The following is an 18,943-nucleotide window of genomic DNA, read 5'->3' on the forward strand; positions in this document are numbered from 1 at the left end:
GCGGGATTGTCGTAGCGGGAATCGCCCGCTGATATCTCCGTTAAGTGATCGTTGTCACGAATATAAAAAATGGTTGTTTTGTAATCTTGTTTCATTCGGTAAAACTCACAATAATTTTGTGAAACCGGTTTCCTATGAAGCGTTTCATCGCGGTCGTTTCCGCACTCAACGTCGAGCGGTGAATCTGTACCCTATTGATAAAAAGGATAAAAATCCGATGTCAAAGAATTATACGGCTTTGGCTCACTCTGTCGTCACCGCGCTGGGCGGCGTCGATAACATCGCTGCCGTGACCCACTGCATGACGCGTCTGCGTTTCGTGCTGAAAGACGATACGAAAATCGACGGCGCCGCGCTGAAAAACATCAGCGGCGTGCTCGGCGTGGTGCGCAATGAAAACCAGTGTCAGGTGATCATCGGCAACACGGTATCCTACGCGTTTCGCGAAGTGGTCGGCCTGCTGCCAGGCGACATGCGGCCGGACGAACCCGTCGGCAAACAGAAAATAACGCTGAAACGCATCGGCGCCGGCATCCTTGACGCGCTGATCGGCACCATGTCGCCGCTGATCCCGGCGATCATCGGCGGATCGATGCTGAAACTGCTGGCGATGATCCTGGAGATGACCGGGGTGCTGGAGAAAGGATCCTCGACGCTGGCTATCCTCACCGTCATCGGCGACGGCGCGTTCTTCTTCCTGCCGCTGATGGTGGCGGCATCGGCGGCGGTGAAATTCAAAACCAATATGTCGCTGGCTATCGCCATTGCGGGCGTGCTGGTTCACCCGAGCTTTATCGACCTGATGGCCAAAGCCGCGCAGGGCGAGCATGTCGAGTTCGCGCTGATCCCGGTCACCGCGGTGAAATACACCTACACCGTTATCCCGGCGCTGGTGATGACCTGGTGTCTGTCATATATCGAGCGCTGGGTCGATCGCATCACTCCGGCGGTGACGAAAAACTTTCTTAAACCGATGCTGATCGTGCTGATTGCGGCCCCGCTCGCCATTCTGCTGATTGGCCCGATCGGCATCTGGATCGGTAGCGCCATCTCGGCGCTGGTGTACGCCATTCATGGCTATCTGGGCTGGCTGTCCGTCGCCATCATGGGCGCGCTGTGGCCGCTGTTGGTGATGACCGGCATGCACCGCGTATTTACGCCGACCATCATCCAGACCATCGCCGAAACCGGCAAAGAGGGGATGGTGATGCCGTCCGAAATCGGCGCCAACCTGTCGCTCGGCGGCTCTTCACTGGCGGTGGCATGGAAAACGAAAAACCCGGAACTGCGTCAGACGGCGCTGGCCGCGGCGGCATCCGCCATTATGGCCGGCATCTCCGAACCGGCGCTCTACGGCGTGGCGGTGCGGCTGAAACGCCCGCTTATCGCCAGCCTGATCAGCGGGTTTATCTGCGGCGCCGTCGCGGGCATCGCCGGTCTGGCCAGCCATTCGATGGCCGCGCCCGGTCTGTTTACCAGCGTGCAGTTCTTTGATCCGGCCAATCCGATGAGCATCGCCTGGGTCTTCGGGGTGATGGCGCTGGCGGTGGTGCTGTCGTTTATCCTGACCCTGCTGCTTGGTTTTGAAGATATTCCCGTGGAAGAAGAACGCGCGAAAACCGACGCGCAAGCGAACACGATTAAACAGGCAACGGCCTGATTTGGCCTACGACGAGGTATTGCATGTCTGTATTTCCGCAAGGATTTTTATGGGGGGGAGCCCTGGCCGCCAACCAGTCCGAAGGGGCCTGGCGCGAGGGGGGGAAAGGCCCGGCGACGGTGGATATGATCCCGCACGGCGCTCATCGTCTGCCGGTAAAACTGGGGTTGGAGAAGCGCTTTACGCCGCGCGACGACGAGTTTTACCCCAGCCATCAGGCGATCGATTTTTATCATCGCTACAAGGAGGATATCGCCCTGATGGCGGAAATGGGCTTTACGGTGTTTCGTACCTCTATCGCCTGGAGCCGCCTCTATCCGAACGGCGACGAGCTGACGCCCAACGCAGAGGGCGTCGCCTTTTACCGCGCGGTGTTTGAAGAGTGCAGGAAATACGGTATCGAACCGCTGGTGACGCTGTGCCATTTTGATGTGCCGATGCATCTGGTCATTGAGTACGGTTCCTGGCGTAATCGCAACATGGTGGATTTTTTCACCCGCTATGCGCGCACCTGTTTTGAGGCCTTTGACGGACTGGTGAAATACTGGCTCACCTTCAATGAAATCAACATCATGCTGCACAGCCCGTTTTCCGGGGCGGGGCTGGTGTTTGACGAAGGCGAAAATCAGGAGCAGGTGAAATATCAGGCCGCGCATCACGAGCTGATCGCCAGCGCGCTGGCGACCCAAATCGCCCATCAGGTAAACCCGCAAAACCAGGTCGGCTGTATGCTGGCCGGCGGAAACTTTTATCCTTATTCCTGCAAGCCGGAAGATGTGTGGGCGGCGCTGGAAAAGGATCGTGAAAACCTGTTCTTTATCGATGTTCAGGCGCGCGGCGCTTATCCCGCCTACGCCGCCCGCCTGTTCCGCGAAAAAGACATCCGCATTGAGACGCTGCCGGGGGATGAGGCGATCCTGAAAAACACCGTCGATTTTGTCTCGTTCAGCTATTACGCCTCGCGCTGCGCGTCGGCGGAGATGAACGCCGACAACACCAGCGCGGCCAACATCGTGAAATCGCTGCGAAATCCGTACATTGCGACAAGCGAATGGGGTTGGGGCATCGACCCGCTGGGGCTGCGCATCACCATGAACATGATGTACGACCGCTACCAGAAGCCGCTGTTTTTAGTCGAAAATGGCCTCGGCGCGCGTGATGACGTCAACGCCGACGGCGAGATTATCGATGATTACCGCATCAGCTATCTGCGCGAACATATCCGCGCCATGGGCGAAGCCATAGAAGACGGCATTCCGGTACTGGGTTACACCAGTTGGGGCTGCATCGATCTGGTTTCCGCGTCCACCGGCGAAATGAGCAAACGCTACGGTTTTGTCTATGTTGACCGCGACGACGCCGGGCAGGGGACGCTGGCGCGTAAACGTAAAAAGTCGTTCTGGTGGTATAAGAAAGTGATTGCCAGCAATGGCGCGGATCTGGATTAAATTTGCCGCCGGGGTTTCCCGCCCCGGCGCGGCTCGAACTGTTGCGATCGCCGTGCGTCACTCCCCGTCTCATTACCCCTAATCATGTAATTCATTAGTCAGGCGCAATCACCGATTCACCCTGCTTTGTGGCGCCGATAATGATGATGGCGCAGCGTTTTTTTGATCTTGCCGGGCGCGTTTCCCTGCCTCAGCAGTAGCAGTAAATGCCGCATAACGGGCAGCGTATGTTGCAGATGCAGCGCATAGCCGTCGCAGAAATAGTTTTTATTGGGACGACCGTCGGCGGAGAGATTAAAACGGTGCTTCGGGCAGCCGCCGTTGCACAGGGGGTGGACGGCGCAACGCAGGCACTCGCTGCTGATATTCTCCCGCTTGCTCTGACCGAAGGCGATATTCTGCGGCGAATTCACCAGCGTCGGCAGATCGTCCTGGTTGATGTTCCCCAACTTATGTTCCGGATACACAAAATGATCGCAGGAGTAGATGTCGCCGTTCGCCTCCACAATCAGGTTGTCGCCGCAGGTTTCTCCCATCAGGCAGGAGCCGGGGCGACCGGCTATTTTGGCCAGCGTCTGCTCGAAGTTCATCACAAATACGTTGCCCAGATCGTTTTGCACCCATTCGTCGAAAATGGCGTTAAGAAAGCGTCCGTAGGCGCGGGCGGGCGTCGACCAGTCGGTGACGCGGCACTGGCCGGAAAAGTCGGGCTGGATCAGCGTCAGCCCGTGTTCGTCGGCCTGCGCCGCGCGCCGCTCCACCAGCGGAATAAACTGCATATAGCGACTGCCGATGCGCTTGAGGTAACGGTAGACATCCAGCGGGCGTTTGACGTTCTCCGCATTCACGACGGTCAGGGTATTGAATTCAACCTGATGGCGTTTGAGCGCGTTCAGGCCGTTGATGATCGCATCGTGGGCGCTTTTCCCGGCGCGCGTAAGGCGGTGGGCGTCATTGCTGATGCGATCGCCGTCGATGGACAGGCCGACGAGAAAGTCATGCTGTTTCAGGAAGCGCGCCCAGTCGTCGTCGATATTGGTGCCGTTGGTCTGGAAAAAATTGCTGATGCGTTTACGGCCGCGCCACCGCTGTTGCAGGCGCAGCGCTTCCCGGAAAAAGTCGATGCCGAGCAGCGTCGGTTCGCCGCCCTGCCAGAAAAAACCGACCTCATCGGTTTGCTGGCCGGCGATATTCCGGCGCACGTAATTTTCCAGCGTCTGCGCGTCCATTTTCCAATGGCTCTGGCGTTCCGGGTAGAGGCGCTGCTTCTCCAGGTAGTAGCAGTAGCGGCAGTCAATATTGCACACCGAACCGGAAGGTTTCGCCATCAGTTGGAAATGTTCGATCACGTTAGTCATGGTTTTTTATCATCGACGGGGAAATGCGTCAGCGGGTCGGCCGGATGCCCGGCATAACCCGCGGTTGGCGCGGGAAAGGTTAATCCTGAGGGGCGGGCGCCGCGGTTTCCCGCGCCAGTCCCAAACGCTGATAGGCCTCCGGCGGCGCGGCGTTGCGGCGCATCAGTTCCACCATCTGTTTCGTCAGCCGCTGTTCCGTGTCGGGATCATGCAGCGGCGCAAGTTGGCCGGGATCGTTCGCCAGATCGTAGAGCCGCGTCTCCTTTTCCAGCAGCGAGCCGGGGCCGTAATTTTGGTACATGGGCGACGTGGTGGTCACCGGCACGCGCAGCAGCGGAGCGCCCTTGGTAAAGGGGAACGGCGGGGACAGGGTGGTGTCGGCCAGTTCCTGCGGGCTGAAGCGGGAGCGGATATGTGTCGGCATCAGCGTGTACTGATAGATTTCCTGCTCGTCCAGGTTTTCCGGATAGCGATGATAGGTATAGCGTCCGTCGGTGATATTGACCGCGCCGCCGAAATAGCCGAACAGCACGTTTTCATGCAGCGGTTGTTCCCGCTCCAGCGCCGGCAATAAAGATTTTCCCTGCATCTCCGCCGGTTTGTCCGCGCCGTGAATATCGAGGAAGGTGGCGGCCAGATCGGGCGTTTGCGTCAGCGCCTGCCGCCGCTGGCCGTCGGCCTCAGGGTAATGCGGATGATGGATGAACAGCGGGATATGCGCCACCTCTTCGTAGATGTTCATCCGGTTCTTGGCCCAGAAATCGTGCTCGCCCAGCAGGAAACCGTGGTCGGTGGTGAGCACCAGCGCGGTATTTTCCCACAGATTGTGCTGGTCGAAGAAGTCCAGCACCTTGCCCAGCAGATCGTCGCATAGCGCGATGACCCGGTAATAGTTGGCGCGCAGCTCCTCGCACTCCTCCGGCAATTCGTCCACCCGGCCGTAGCGCGGCCAGTCCAATACCGGCCCGTTCCAGTCGGTCTTGACCTTATCGTAGAAGCGCTCCGGCGCGGTAAAGGGTTCATGCGGATCGAAGGTTTCGATTTGCAGGAACCAGTCGTCGGCGTGCAGATTGGTTTCAAGAAACTCCAGTCCGCGCGCGAAGCACTGCACGGAAGGGAAATCTTGCTCTGCGCGGATATACTCGCGGTTGATGGCGTCCTGTCTTTTAATATTGCGGCGTTCGGTGGAGAACTGCGACGGATGGTATTTTTCGCGCAGCCGCTCCCAGTGGGGCTGCACCATCGCTTTCCAGCCGTCGCCTTCCTGTCCGCGGATAAACTCGAAAGAGTCGTAGCGCGTGTGGTAGGTCGCGCCGCCGTCTTCGAAATAGTGGGCATGGTCGGTGATCAGATGGCTGTAGACGTTACGCGCGAACAGCAGCTCCGGGAATGAATTGTCGAAAGGCTCCAGCGGCCCCCAACTGCGATGCAGAAAGCTCAGGCGTCCGGTTTGCATATCGCGCCGGGCGGGGATGCAGGGCATGCTGCCGACATAATGACGATCAAAGGTGGCGGTGTGGCGCGCCAGCCGGTCGAAATTGGGGGTGGGAACGTGCCGGCCGCCGTAGGGCGACAGCGCCAGTCGATTTAATGAATCAAACAGCAGGAAGACAGTACGCATTAGGGCTCCTCATCATAGGAAATACGTTGGCCGGTCGCGGCGTCGAACAGGTGGAGATGGCGGACGTCCGGCAATATGCGCACGCCGTCGCCGGGCGACAGATCCAGCCGTTGCCGGAACGTGCAGGTCAGCGCGTTTTCGCCGATACGCACCGTCAGCAGCGTTTCGACGCCGGTGGGTTCGGTCACGTCCACCTCGGCGGACAGCCCATCGGGCGTGTTCAGCAGAAAATGCTCCGGGCGCACGGCGTAAACGATGCGCCGGCCGGCCAGACGCGGCAACGGGGCGGGCAGGGGCAAGGTCAGACCGGAATCGCAGACGAAGCGCGTCCCGTCGTCAGACACGGCGCCGGGCAGCCGATTGATTTCCGGCGAACCGATAAAGGACGCCACGAACAGATTGACTGGCCGGTCATACAGTTCCAGCGGCGTCGCCACCTGTTCGATGCGCCCCTGATTCATGATGGCGATACGGTCGGCCAGCGTCATCGCCTCGATTTGATCGTGGGTGACGTAAATCATGGTGGCGGCCAGCCGCTGGTGCAGTTTTTTAATTTCCAGCCGCATATCCACCCGGAGCTTGGCATCCAGATTGGACAAGGGTTCGTCGAACAAAAAGACCTGCGGCTGACGCACCAGCGCCCGCCCGATCGCCACGCGCTGCCGCTGACCGCCGGAAAGTTCGCGCGGATAGCGGGCCAGCAGCGGAACCAGTTGCAACGCCTCCGCCACGGCGTTCACCCGTTCGGCGATCGCCTGGCGGGATTCTCCTTTGATTTTCAACGCGAAGCCCATGTTTTCCGCCACGTTCATATGCGGATAAAGCGCGTAGCTTTGAAACACCATGGCGATGTCGCGCTGATTGGCCGGCGTCTCGTTGATATTTTCGCCTTTGAGCAGAATCTGTCCGGTCTCGGTCTCTTCCAGACCGGCGATCATGCGCAGCAGGGTGGATTTTCCGCAGCCGGACGGCCCCACCAGCACCACGAATTCCCCTTTTTCAATGTGCAGGTCGATGTCCTGCAAGACCGTCACGTTGCCATAGTTTTTATGGATCTTTTCGATGGCGACCACACTCATGGAATTATCCTTATTTATTGCCATTATTTTACCGCGCCGGACAGCAACCCCTTGACGATGAAACGTTGGCCGAACACCAACAACAACAGCACGGGGATGGAAACCAATAGCGACGAAGAGGCCATTTCCGCGTAGCGAATTTGCTCGTTTTGCGAAAATGCGGTGATGTACACCGGCAGGGTGCGCGCCTGTTCGGAACTGAGAATCAACGCAATCGGGAAGTCATTCCACACCAGCAGCAACACCAGGATGGCGGTGGCGGTCATGCCCGATTTGATCAGCGGCACGAATACGTAACGAAAACGCTGCCAGTGGCTGCAACCGTCGACGGAGGCCGCGTCCAGCAGATCTTTCGGGATCTCACGCGCGAAGGTCACGCTGAGCCACAGCGCCATCGGCAGGTAGGCGGCGATGCAGGCGATAATGATGGCGATACGCGTATCATACAGCCCCAGTTGCCGGAAGAGATTGAACCAGGAGCCGACAAAGGTGATCACCGGCAGCAGGTTGAACAGCAGGCACCAGCCGAGCAGCAGATTCCCCAGCCACGCCGGGATCTGACGCACCGTCGTCAAGGCGTAGGTCGCCAGCAGCGTGACCGCAATGATGGCGGCGGTGCTGGCCAGGGTAATCACCGCGCTGTTGACGAAATAGGCGCCGAACATGGCGCCGGGCGCGAACAGTAACTCTTTCAGCGTGTCCAGCGTGGGGGTGAAAACAAAGCGGGCGAGCAGAATATCGATCTGTTTCTTGAAGGCGGTACTCAGCAGCCAGAGAAAGGGAAACAGGATCAGCGCGGCATAGAACGCCAACGCGAGGCCGCGACAGGCGGAGAATCCGCGCTGACGTACGCGCAAAGATAGTCGCATCAGATTTTCCTCCGTTTACGAATATTCACCAGCAGCACCAGCAACAGCGCCACGATAAAGAAGGTGAACAGCGACATCACCGCCCCCACGCCCTCGCGGTCTTCCATGAAAAAGGCGCGGTAAATGGAGTAGCTGACCATTTCCGTCGCCGTGCCGGGGCCGCCTTTGGTCAGCAGATAGATCTCGTCGAATACCTTGAATGAGAAGATGACGCGCAGTATTAAGGTAATCAGCAGCGTCGGCCACATCATGGGCAGGATCACATGACGAAAACGCTGCCAGCGGCCGCAGCCATCCAGTTGCGCCGCTTCCAGCACTTCCTGCGGCAAGGCTTTCAGTCCGGCCAGCAGCAGCAGGAACGAGAAGGGCGTCCAGTGCCATACGTCCACCACAATCACGGAGACGAAAGCCAGCACCGGCGTGCCTAGCCAGTCGGGCGGCAGGATATCCCACTGGCTGAGAAACACGTTCAGCACCCCGGAATCATTGCTGAGGATCAGGCGCCACATCGCGCCGATCACGATAGGGGAAATGACGATCGGCAACAGCAGGATGGCGGTCAGCAATTTCTGCTCTTTTTTCATGTCGTTTACCGCCAGCGCCAGCGCAAAGCCGAAAACGATTTGCAGCGACACGGCAATGAACGAAAACAGCAGCGTGTTGCGCAGTCCTATCCAGTAATAGGGGTTGTCGATGAAGGCCCGGATGTTGTCCAGGCCGACGAAGCGCGTCACCGCCTCGCCGCCCTGCCAGTCAACCTCCTGGGCGACCAGCGTGAACAGATGAACAATCGGCGTGACCATCAATCCGAGCACGATGATGATCAGGGGCATCAGCGCCAGCCAGGGCCAGTCATCGCGCGCCTTGCGCCGTATCGCGCCGCCGGACGCGGAGGTCAGCATGTCTTGTCTCGGCATCGGGGTTCCCCTTACTGGGCGGATGCGCCGGACAATTCGGGGAGTTGCCGGGTGTTGTAGCCCGCCGCCGACACCAGATCGTAAACCGCTTTCGCCGCGTTATTCAGCGCCTGCTCCGGCGAGATCTCGCCGTTTAGCGCCTTGTAAAGCTGCAACCCTATCAGCGCATTAATCTGGGCGGATTCTTTGATCGGCGTGACGATTTCCGCCCTGGACGTCGCCTCGGTTAACGCCGGCAGAAAATTCAGCGGATCTTTGGCTACGCCGATCAGATCGGAACGCACGGGAACGCCACCGGCTTCGTACAGATAAACCTGACTGGCCTGCTCTTCGTACCATTTGAAGAATGCCAGCGCGGCTTTCTTGTTGGCGGCCGGAATGTTATGCGGTATGCCGCCTACCCAGTGGCCCGCCGCATAAATGCCGCTCTTGTCAGCCGGATGGGGGATCACCGCCACGCCGAACTTATCGGTGACGATCGAGCTATCCGGGTTGCTGAGCGGCCCGCGCGCGGCGGCGACGATATTGGCCTGCGCGGCTTTGCCGGTGGCGAACAGTTGAATCAGCTCGCCTTGCGCCAGAGAACCGGGATTGCTATAGCCCGCTTTGGCGATGGAAATATAATATTTCAGCGCGCTCAGCGATTCCGGGCTGTTCAGGATCACGCTGAAATCACCCTCAAGCGGATTTTTGAATACCCCGCCCCCGGCCGACAGCAGAAAAGGCGTAATGCGAAAGACGATATCCTGCGGCCCCGCCTCGGTAAGGAAACCGTATTGTTTCGGCGGTTGATGTAATTTTTTAATATTGGCGGTTAATTCATCCCAGGTTTTGGGGACGCTGACGCCCTCTTTTTCATAAATATCTTTACGATAATAAAAAAGCTGCGGATTGGCGGTAACGGGGAAAGTATATAAATCGCCGGTCTGTTTATTAAATACCGCGCGCGCCTTATCCCAATATAGGGCATCGCCGAACGTTAATACCTGATCCGGCAATTGGTAATCGGCTTCGATCTCTTTTATCGGCGTCAGAAACCCGCCGCTATAGATCTCGCCCAGCCAGTTGACGTCAATCATGGTGACATCGTAGATGCCTTCCTTTGCCCGCACGGAAGTGCGGATTTTATCCAGCAATCCGGAATAGGGTACGGTGTCTACGGTAACATTGTTGCCCGTCTCCTGATTATATTTGGCGACGGTTTTCTTGAAACCATCCAGCCACGGGGACTGGTTGATGACAATTTTTACCGTATCGCCATTCGCTGCGGAAGAAAAGGGAGAGACGGCGAGCAGCGCGATGAATGCCGCGCCGGAAAGCGAAAAAAAAGAGTGTTTGGTCATGCATTATCCCCTGGTATTTATAAAAGTAACACTGACTTATTAAATTATGGCGACGAATGTCGTGTTTTCTTGGAAACTAATATGCTGGGATGAATAGCGTCTATGACATAAATAGAATAATTTATGTGTTTTCTGAATAAGACAAGGAATCACAGAGTACTTTATTGATTTTCATTGATAATTTTATGCATTAATTCCATATGCTTTTTTCGCGCAAGGCTTTACAGGTTAATGTATTAATATCGCGTTGATGGGTAACTATCCCTGTTCTGGAAACGGCATTCCCGGCGCAGGCCGGCTGTCTTCCGCCCGAATGCGCGGGTGAAAACTTCGACATGCCCGGATCGCGTTGCGGAAGCCCGGTTTTCCCAAGCGGTGAACAGGATACTGGAGTGAAATCGCTTCACCGGCGGGAAAACCATCGTCGTCGCGCCGGACAGGGAACGTGCGGATGGCGGGTTAGACAGTCTGGGCGCCGCTGTATCTATTCAAACGCTGACTAACAGAGAACGCTGAAAATATATCTCATTCGCATTGGTGGATTATTTTTAATATATTGCAACAATATTTTATTCAGACGAAATGCTTCGCTCCGGATTTATTGGGTTAATGATATTTCGCCTGCTGTAAAATAGAATATATATATGTAATCACAGTGTTATAACAACCAGAAGATAATGTGTATGGATGGCGGTTTATAGGATTAATTTGGCGGATTAACTTATGGGAGATCATTGATAGGTGTATTTTCGTCGCGAGATGTTCGCTATTAATCCTGATAATTACTATAATTTTGGCGAGGATGTTCTATCTGGAAGGAACACTAATGATTTAATTCGAATGATATATTTTACATTCGTTATTAGGATACGTGAGAAATATGTTTAAGAAATTGTTTCAACCCGGAAAAATCAATCAATGTATTATTCCCAATCGCCTTGTGGTTCCCGCGATGGTGAGCGATCTCTGCAACAGCGACGGCACCGTGACCGATCGCTACATCGCCTATCATGAAGAGAAGGCAAAAGGCGGCTGGGGACTGATTATTACAGAGAATTATGCGGTTAATGAACATGGCATGGGCTGTGAACATATTGGCGGTCTTTGGCGGGATGAGCAAATTCCCGGCCATAAAAAATTAACGGATACCATTCATCAATACGAGAGTAAAATTTTCGCGCAGATTTATCATGCGGGTCGACAGACTTCCCACAAGGTAAATGGCGGCGTGCAACCCGTTGCGCCTTCGGCCATTCCCTGTCCGGCATTACAGGAAATGCCCAAAGAGTTAACGGATGCGGAAATTCAATCGCTGGTCAAAGACTTCGGCAATTGCGCCCGTCGGGTAAAACAAGCGGGTTTTGATGGCGTAGAAATTCATGCCGGGCATGGTTATTTAATTGCGGAGTTCTTATCGCCTTACGCCAATAAAAGAACGGATAAATATGGCGGTAGCCTGGATGGCCGAATTCAGTTTTTAAAAGAAATCTATCAAACCGTTCGTCGTGAAGTGGGCGATGATTATCCGGTCACGATTCGTATTTCCGCGGACGAAGGATTTGTCGGCGGCCGCGATATTTCCGAAACCCGCGTATTGGCGCAAATCTTCGAAGATTGGGGAATCGATGCGTTGCATGTGACGATGGGCGTGTATGGCGAACATAATAAATCCTGCACCGTGCCGCCGATGTATGTCGGTCATGCCTGGGCGGTCTCTTTTTGCGAAGAGCTGAAAAAAATGGTGAATATTCCGGTGATCGCGGTCAATAGAATTAATGACCCGCGCATGGCGGATAATGTTCTGGCGATGGGAAAAGCGGATTTTATCGCCATGGGCCGCGGCTCGCTGGCCGACCCGCATCTTCCCAACAAAGCGAAAGCGGGCGATACGGCGTCGATTCGTTACTGTCTGGGCTGCATGCAGGGCTGCCTTGCCAGTCTGCCCCTCGGCGTTCCCTTTACCTGCCTGGTCAACCCGTCTCTGGGGCGTGAAGCGGAGCTGGACTACAGCAAAGTGCAAGAGCCGAAACGCGTGTATATCGCCGGCGGCGGTCCGGCGGGACTTGAAGCGGCGCGCATCGCGGCGGTGCGTGGCCACAAGGCGACGCTGTTTGAAAAAACCGGCCATCTGGGCGGACAATTCCGCTCCGCGGCCTATCCGCCGGGTAAAGGCGAACTGGCGACCTATACTGCCTGGTTGACCCGTGAGTTGGATAAACTCAACGTCGATATTCGCTATAACACCGAACTGACGAAAGCGATTGTGGAAAAAGACCGTCCGGACAGCGTGATTATCGCCACCGGCGGGAAACCGGCGGTGCCGCCGATCAAAGGGATCAAGCAATCGCATGTGGTGCTGGCTGAAGACGTTCTGCTGGGCAACGTGACGACCGGCAAGCGCGTCGTTATCGCCGGCGGCGGCGAGGTCGGCGGCGAAACCGCGGCGCATCTGGCTATGCAGCAAAAAGAGGTCGCCATTATTGAAATGCGCGATCGCCTGCTCCAGGAGCTGGACGGCGTCAGTAAGCTGCATCTGATGGCCATACTGGACGAGTATGGGGTTAAACAATACCTGAATACCAAGCTGTGCGAGATCCGCGAGGGTCAGGTGGATCTGGAAAACGCCCAGGGTCATTTTTCACTCGATGCCGATACCGTGGTGATTGCGCTGGGTTATACGCCGGTCAAAGACCTGGTGAGCGAACTGGATGGCGTGATTGACAATACCATTGTCATCGGCGGCGCGGTGAAAACCAGCAATGCGCTGGTTGCGGCCAGAGAAGGCTTTGATGCCGGTATGAGCATCGCCTGAGGCGGAAAGTTGCGAACTCAATCCCCCGTCGATGCGGCGGGGGATATTCGTGCAGCGCGGATATCGGCAGCCTGCGGGATAATAAAGTCGAAGATCGTGCGCAATGATCAATGCCTACTTTACGGCGCGACGACCGAAACGCGCGAGTTCATTGGATAGCTGATGCATTGAATTGATGACGACATCCGCCCCCGCCGCCCTGAGCTTTTCTTGATGATTGCTATAGGTATGCGAGCCGCCCGTAAAACCAATCACATACATGCCGGCCTTTTTCGCCCCCGTTACGCCATGGACGGAGTCTTCAATCACAATGGTGTTACCCGGAGTGGCTTGCATTGCCTCGGCGGCGTGCAGGAAGATATCAGGCTGAGGTTTCGAACGTCCCGGGCCGAGATCGACGGCGGAGAATATATTCGGCGAAAATAACGGCGTCAGCCCCACTAAGGCGAGCGTAAAATTTAATTGCTCTGTGCTTGAGTTCGAGCAAATACATTTCCTGGCGGCTATTTCGCTGATCGCCTCGTAACTACCTGGAATTCTGGTTAGTTTTTCTTCGAACTGTTTTAACAGGGCGCGATAGAAATCTTGATGAATGCTGGCTGGAATGTCGATACGCTTATCGCTTTTGACTTTATTAATCAGATCATCCCATAAAAGCCCGCTATATTCGGCCGCGAATTCCGCCAAACCGATATCGACGCCGTGCTGTTTTAAGAGGGATCGGGTCAGATTTATCCCTATTATTTCTGAGTCGATAAGTACGCCATCGCAGTCAAATATCAACAAATCCGGTCTATTCATTCGTGTTGCCTTAATGCGTTGCCGGCCGCGGATTGGACAATCAACGGCCTGATTATCAACATATGCCATCACATGGCGAACGGTTATTTTTTATATTTCGCCAGTAATTTCTGAATATCCCGTAAACGGGAGACGGCTATGGATGATAATTTTTCTTTGGAAATTTGTCGATCAAGGGATATGCAATCTTTCCACAGTGAACGCCCGGCGATCACGCCGGATGCGCCGTTTCGCAGTGAAATATCGACCTGCTTTAGGAATGTCGCGTGATCGACGCCGGCGGATAAAACGGCCCAGGGAATATCACCGCAGATTTCAGTGACTTTGGCGCAGGCCGCTTCCGAACCCGGATAGGGAATTTTCAGCACTTTGGCGCCGCATTCGATACATGCCTTGCAGCCATCCTGAATCAGTTGCGGAATTTTGCCCTGGTATTCTTCCTGGCTTTCATTTTCCAGTTTGTAAGTCAGAAACTCCACCACCAGGAAGAGGTCTTCACGGGCGAAATCGTCAATAATATCGCGTAACGTCGCCAGGTTGGCGGTATTGGCTTCAGGAATATCCATGCGTAAATAGATCATAATCTTGCCGCCGGTTGCGCCCAGTTCACGGACCTTTCGAGCGTTGACGCCTGCAACCATTTTTGAAATGCGATAACCTTCGGGGGAGGTTTCCCAGCCGGAGGCATCCAGACCGACCAGCAGCCCTGTATTGCGCGGCAAAACGCCTTCATCAATAATGCCCGGCACGGCGCAAATCGGATCCACCAGGACACATCCCGCTTCCGACGCCAGATAACTGGCGATGTCGTATTTCGTTTTCCCTAACGTTTCATTGCTGATCTTCGACTGTTCTTCCGCGGTGTCGGCCAATAGCGTTCTCATTCCGCCGCGCTGATCGCAAGCAACAACCATCATTGAACCTGTGGCGTCGCAAATCATTTGGTAACCACGACGCTCTGCTGTTGACATTTTGTTCATTGGTTAATTCCTCATGCAATAGATGATTTATTTCAGGCTATTTAAATTAAGCGGTGTTTAACCCATGAAATGAGATCTTCGTTATTTACTCCCTTATCCTGGTCGACGGTATAAATATCGCCGATCCCCATGGGTTGTGCCTTTTCAGCTAAAATAATTAACTCGGAAATATATTCTTCACCCGGATGGCCTTTAACACGCGCAGAGCAACGCTGCTTATAGCGCTTCGCAACGAGTTCAGGTGATATGTTATTCCAAACCTCCAGCGTTTTTTTTACCCCGCACAGTTCCAGATAATCCGATAACACGGATTTTTCACGGAATCCAAACCAGGCATCCATAACAAAAACACTTTCCGGCGGCGATGCTTTGACAATATTGAACATGGATTCATAGGCCGCATAGCCCAGTTTCCTGTTCAATGTTCTATCAATGGTTTTAGAGAACTGAACCATAAATGGTTCTTTTATGTCATCGATACCCAAGACAGGAAAATTAAAATATGCAGAAATGACTCTGGATATTGAGCTTTTTCCTGATGCCGGTATGCCATTAACTAAAATCAGTTTTTTCATAATAACCCAATAATTTCATCAATTGTTGCGGCTCGTCTGATTTGAGATAACGTATCGTCCTTTTCCAGTAGATTTACAATCGATGCAATGCCGTCGGTAATGTGTTCATCACTGTTTACTCCGCCAAACATGATAATAATATCCACGGGTTCGCTGCCATTAATGGAGACGGGATCACGGAGCGTCACCATACTAAAGCAGTTTTTCAGTACTCCGCATTCCGGTCTGGCATGCGGAATGGCGATACCTTCGTCAAAAACATAATATGCCCCATATTCCAGCGTGTTATTAATGATGGCGGTCGCATATTGCGGTGTAACATAGCCGCCCTCTATTAATGGTTGCGCTGCTTTCTCAATCATATCTGTCCATGAGCTGACATTTATCCCGACCTGGATGTATTTACTTTCTGCAAGGAATTTTCTAATGCTCATAAGACCTCATATATTTTTGCGAATGGTATTCCTTAGTTCATCGATTTTTACGAAAACATCATCAACCTTATTCCGATGACGCGTGCTATTTGAGAAGGCCTGAATAGCCTGGTTATATTTAATCATCAGCTGTTTTTGAATGGCGCTATCAGCAGGGTTTTGTGATAAGCGTAATTCCAGATCTGATAATTCCTGCTCGATTTTCTGTATCGACTCATCATTTTCAGTTTCTTCTTTCTGTTTAACTGGATTGAAGAGTTCTTTTAACTTTGCGAACATGGCGCCTCCTCACATCTTTTCCCATGTGATGTCATTATTCAGTTATATGCGGCGGCAATGACTTTTATTTAGTCAGCTTTCTGTTTGCCAGGTAGGCAACGATAGTGACAAAGACAATGAATCCAATGACGAACGGCCAGTCATTCTGGAAAGCATGGCCTAATATAAGACCGGTACTTATAACATCTGAATCACTGAACGTGACGCCGATAAAGCCGAATGTTTCGAGTAACGGCACCAGGATCGCCGGTAAGAAAGTAATAAATAACCCATGGACGACGCCCCCGATAATCGCGCCCCTTCTGCCGCCTAATGCGTTGCCGAACACTCCGGCGGCGCCGCCGGCAAAGAAGTTGGTTAACAGGCCTGGGAGGATCATGGCGAGACCGAAGAGAGGAAAGATGATCATGCCAAGAATGGATCCTACCGTCGTAGCCAGAAAACCGACGATGACGGCATTAGGCGCATAGGGGAACAACACCGGACAATCAAGCGCGGGTTTCGCATTCGGCACTAACCGCATGGCGATGCCCCGGAAAGCGGGAACCAGCTCATTAAGCAGCAGGCGTACGCCGCTATACAATACAAAAACGCCGGTGACGAACTGCATCGATTGCATGAATGAATACATCAGGTAATTCGTGCCGCCCGCAAACTGGGCGATATACGTCGGACCGGCGACAACGGCTGGGATAAGATACATCGGTATCATTATTACCGCCATCGACAGGTACGTATCCTGGAGAAACTTGAAATTATCAGGTAATTCTAAATCTTCCGTTGATTTCGAGTTTTTACCAATCGCGCGGGCGACCGCGGCCTGAACCAGATAGCCGATAGTACAGAAATGACCTAGCGCCACATCATCGGAGTCCGTGATTTTGCGCACGATCGGTTGGGCTAAAGCCGGCATCAATACCGCCATGATGCCGCCGAATATCCCGCCGGTAAGAATCAACGCCGCGCCTGTCAGTCCTGATTTATAACCGATAACCGTACCGATGGTCGCCATCCACAGTAGCGCCTGACCCGTCAGGAAGATGTATTTGAACGGCGTAATCCGCGCAATGATAATGTTAACGACGAAAATCACCAGCAGCGTAAGGGCGACCTGGGAACCCAGTTCACGGTTCGCCAAACCCGCGATTGCGGCGACATCGGTAATATATCCTTTCATACCAAAGCCGCTGGTAAAGATATTGTTGAGGAAGGTTAATGCATCAACGATGATATTGATGCCAGCCATCATTATCAGAAAACCCAGAAGCGTTTTAAATGTGCCTTCCAGCGTTTTTCCGACGGATTTTTTTTGCAGGATGAGGCCAATCATTGCTATTAATGCAATTAATATAGATGCTTGGCCCAATAAATCCTTCACCAGGAAATTGATAATAGTATCCACTTCATCACCTCATCTTTCAGATCGAGTTAATATAGGCCAGGATTTTTTCTTCTATTTCACGCTTATCGGTGAGTTTATTTAATATAATGACTCTTTTTTTATCTTCCTCGCTGGCGTCTGAGTTAATAATGTCGGCGAACACTTTCTGGGTGAGAATAATGTCATATTTTAACGCCGAGGCTTCTGAAACCGTTGTATGGCTGATATCCGCGTCAATATCTAATTTTTGGAATACGGATTTTGCGCTCATTTCAATGGCAAAGCTTGAGCCGAGGCCGCAGCCACATACGCAGAGTACTTTAAGCATAATATTACCTCATATAAGGTTATTTACTTTGGCAAGCTTATAGATGTTACTCTCTTTATCGACTAATCGTTTATCGGAACTTTCAAGGTCGATCGGTATAGCTTTATTATTGTGATTTATAACAATTATCTTATTCGTCAGGTTGGTATTGATACATCTGACGACTTCTTCGGCCAGGATAGCGCCTTGTATAATTTCCTCTCCGGTTGGAAGGCCGTTTCTTAACCCATAGCCCAGAATGGTCTTTCTTATTCTGATGCCGATCTTATGTTCTATTTTGCCAATCATGGTATCAATCGCGCCTTGAAAACCCGGCGTGTATTCTTTGGTATATCCCTCCGAACATAATATAATGACGCTGTTCTGTGTTTTTATCTTGCTCTTGATTTTTTCTGCCAGAACATCAATATCCCAGGGCGATTCAGGAATAAGGGCGATATCCGCATTGCTTTTCAATGCGGCCTGCAACGTCAGTTCGCCGCAGTAGCCGCCAAGCAGTTCTATCATAAACACTCGTCCGGGCAATCCTCGGCCGGTATTCCTTAATTTCCCCACCTCACTGATGACCTGTTCACAGGCGGTGGAAAATCCTATCGTGTAGCTGTTGCCGGTAATATCATTATCAATCGTCATCCCAATGCCATAGCAATTAACGCCATATCCACTGAGCGTTTTTAAAAACTGAAAAGAACCGTCGCCCCCTGCCATGATCAGCGAGTCAATCTTTCTTTGACGTATATTTTTGGCGATCTTTTCATAGTCTGACTTTCTACATTTATCTTCTTTTCTGCCTGAGGCAATCAAGGGGACGGGCGATATGGAAAAATCAACCAAATCCCGCCATGAAATTTCTTTGAACTCGTTATCTATCAGCCCGTTAATACCTCCGTCAAAAATCACAATTTCAGATTCGGTCATCCGACAGACCTGAAACAGAAAATTATTGATACCGCTGACATCACCGCCACTAATGACTAAACCTATTTTCATGGCATCTCCCCGATTGTTGGATATCAACGAAAATGTAGACTGATTGTTAATGATGGGAAAATTGTTTT

General features: G+C 53.2%; 17 protein-coding genes. 3 read left to right on the forward strand and 14 right to left on the reverse strand.

Translation table 11 applies throughout. The features are described 5' to 3' along the window. The first annotated feature begins 217 nt into the window (after window positions 1-217). Both ascF and ABRZ28_RS03030 read left to right on the forward strand, forming a co-directional pair. A complete protein-coding gene (ascF, locus tag ABRZ28_RS03025) occupies window positions 218-1,660 on the forward strand; it encodes a PTS cellobiose/arbutin/salicin transporter subunit IIBC (RefSeq protein ID WP_319605933.1) in 1,443 nt (480 codons plus the stop codon). 23 nt (window positions 1,661-1,683) lie between these two features. After that, window positions 1,684-3,108, forward strand: a complete 1,425-nt coding sequence (locus ABRZ28_RS03030; RefSeq protein WP_330519467.1) for a 6-phospho-beta-glucosidase — start codon at window positions 1,684-1,686, stop codon at window positions 3,106-3,108. Between the two features lie 116 nt (window positions 3,109-3,224). Here the strand turns inward: ABRZ28_RS03030 and ABRZ28_RS03035 are convergent, their stop codons facing one another. The 6 genes from ABRZ28_RS03035 to ABRZ28_RS03060 form a co-directional block, all read right to left on the reverse strand. Further along, window positions 3,225-4,466, reverse strand: a complete 1,242-nt coding sequence (locus tag ABRZ28_RS03035; protein WP_330519468.1) for an anaerobic sulfatase maturase — start codon at window positions 4,464-4,466, stop codon at window positions 3,225-3,227. A 79-nt stretch (window positions 4,467-4,545) separates the two neighbouring features. Next, window positions 4,546-6,087 (reverse strand): sulfatase, encoded by a 1,542-nt coding sequence (locus ABRZ28_RS03040; RefSeq protein ID WP_319605930.1) that lies wholly within the window; start codon window positions 6,085-6,087, stop codon window positions 4,546-4,548. Further along, entirely contained in the window at window positions 6,087-7,166 is a 1,080-nt protein-coding gene (locus tag ABRZ28_RS03045; protein ID WP_330519469.1) for an ABC transporter ATP-binding protein, read from the reverse strand. The genes ABRZ28_RS03040 and ABRZ28_RS03045 overlap by 1 nt, the downstream gene beginning before the upstream one ends. Window positions 7,167-7,189: 23 nt before the next feature. Beyond that, window positions 7,190-8,035 carry a carbohydrate ABC transporter permease gene (locus ABRZ28_RS03050; protein ID WP_319605928.1) on the reverse strand — a complete coding sequence of 282 codons (846 nt, stop codon included), beginning with the start codon at window positions 8,033-8,035 and terminating at the stop codon, window positions 7,190-7,192. After that, window positions 8,035-8,952 (reverse strand): carbohydrate ABC transporter permease, encoded by a 918-nt coding sequence (locus ABRZ28_RS03055; protein ID WP_319605927.1) that lies wholly within the window; start codon window positions 8,950-8,952, stop codon window positions 8,035-8,037. The genes ABRZ28_RS03050 and ABRZ28_RS03055 overlap by 1 nt, the downstream gene beginning before the upstream one ends. 11 nt (window positions 8,953-8,963) lie before the next feature. Next, a complete protein-coding gene (locus tag ABRZ28_RS03060; RefSeq protein ID WP_330519470.1) occupies window positions 8,964-10,295 on the reverse strand; it encodes an extracellular solute-binding protein in 1,332 nt (443 codons plus the stop codon). A gap of 880 nt (window positions 10,296-11,175) precedes the next feature. Between ABRZ28_RS03060 and ABRZ28_RS03065 the strand changes: the two genes are divergently transcribed. Then, complete coding sequence (locus tag ABRZ28_RS03065; protein ID WP_330519471.1) at window positions 11,176-13,107, forward strand: oxidoreductase; 1,932 nt, start codon at window positions 11,176-11,178, stop codon at window positions 13,105-13,107. A gap of 114 nt (window positions 13,108-13,221) precedes the next feature. Here the strand turns inward: ABRZ28_RS03065 and ABRZ28_RS03070 are convergent, their stop codons facing one another. The 8 genes from ABRZ28_RS03070 to ABRZ28_RS03105 form a co-directional block, all read right to left on the reverse strand. Beyond that, entirely contained in the window at window positions 13,222-13,908 is a 687-nt protein-coding gene (locus ABRZ28_RS03070) for an HAD family hydrolase (RefSeq protein WP_330519472.1), read from the reverse strand. Between the two features lie 83 nt (window positions 13,909-13,991). Continuing rightward, a complete protein-coding gene (locus ABRZ28_RS03075; RefSeq protein WP_330519473.1) occupies window positions 13,992-14,888 on the reverse strand; it encodes a tagatose-bisphosphate aldolase in 897 nt (298 codons plus the stop codon). 41 nt (window positions 14,889-14,929) lie between these two features. Beyond that, on the reverse strand, window positions 14,930-15,463 hold the full coding sequence (locus tag ABRZ28_RS03080) for a P-loop nucleotide/nucleoside kinase family protein (RefSeq protein WP_319605922.1): 534 nt from the start codon (window positions 15,461-15,463) through the stop codon (window positions 14,930-14,932). Then, a complete protein-coding gene (locus ABRZ28_RS03085; protein ID WP_319605921.1) occupies window positions 15,460-15,897 on the reverse strand; it encodes a PTS sugar transporter subunit IIA in 438 nt (145 codons plus the stop codon). The genes ABRZ28_RS03080 and ABRZ28_RS03085 overlap by 4 nt, the downstream gene beginning before the upstream one ends. A 6-nt stretch (window positions 15,898-15,903) precedes the next feature. Further along, a complete protein-coding gene (locus tag ABRZ28_RS03090; protein WP_319605920.1) occupies window positions 15,904-16,176 on the reverse strand; it encodes a hypothetical protein in 273 nt (90 codons plus the stop codon). 64 nt (window positions 16,177-16,240) lie between these two features. Continuing rightward, window positions 16,241-17,578, reverse strand: a complete 1,338-nt coding sequence (locus ABRZ28_RS03095) for a PTS sugar transporter subunit IIC (protein ID WP_319605919.1) — start codon at window positions 17,576-17,578, stop codon at window positions 16,241-16,243. A 16-nt stretch (window positions 17,579-17,594) separates the two neighbouring features. Next, window positions 17,595-17,885: a PTS sugar transporter subunit IIB gene (locus ABRZ28_RS03100; RefSeq protein ID WP_319605918.1), complete on the reverse strand. Its 291-nt coding sequence runs from the start codon at window positions 17,883-17,885 to the stop codon at window positions 17,595-17,597. 9 nt (window positions 17,886-17,894) lie between these two features. Further along, entirely contained in the window at window positions 17,895-18,875 is a 981-nt protein-coding gene (locus ABRZ28_RS03105) for a 6-phosphofructokinase (RefSeq protein WP_319605917.1), read from the reverse strand. Window positions 18,876-18,943 lie beyond the last annotated feature (68 nt).

The organism is Brenneria sp. g21c3 (assembly GCF_040240345.1).
GTDB lineage: Bacteria > Pseudomonadota > Gammaproteobacteria > Enterobacterales > Enterobacteriaceae > Brenneria.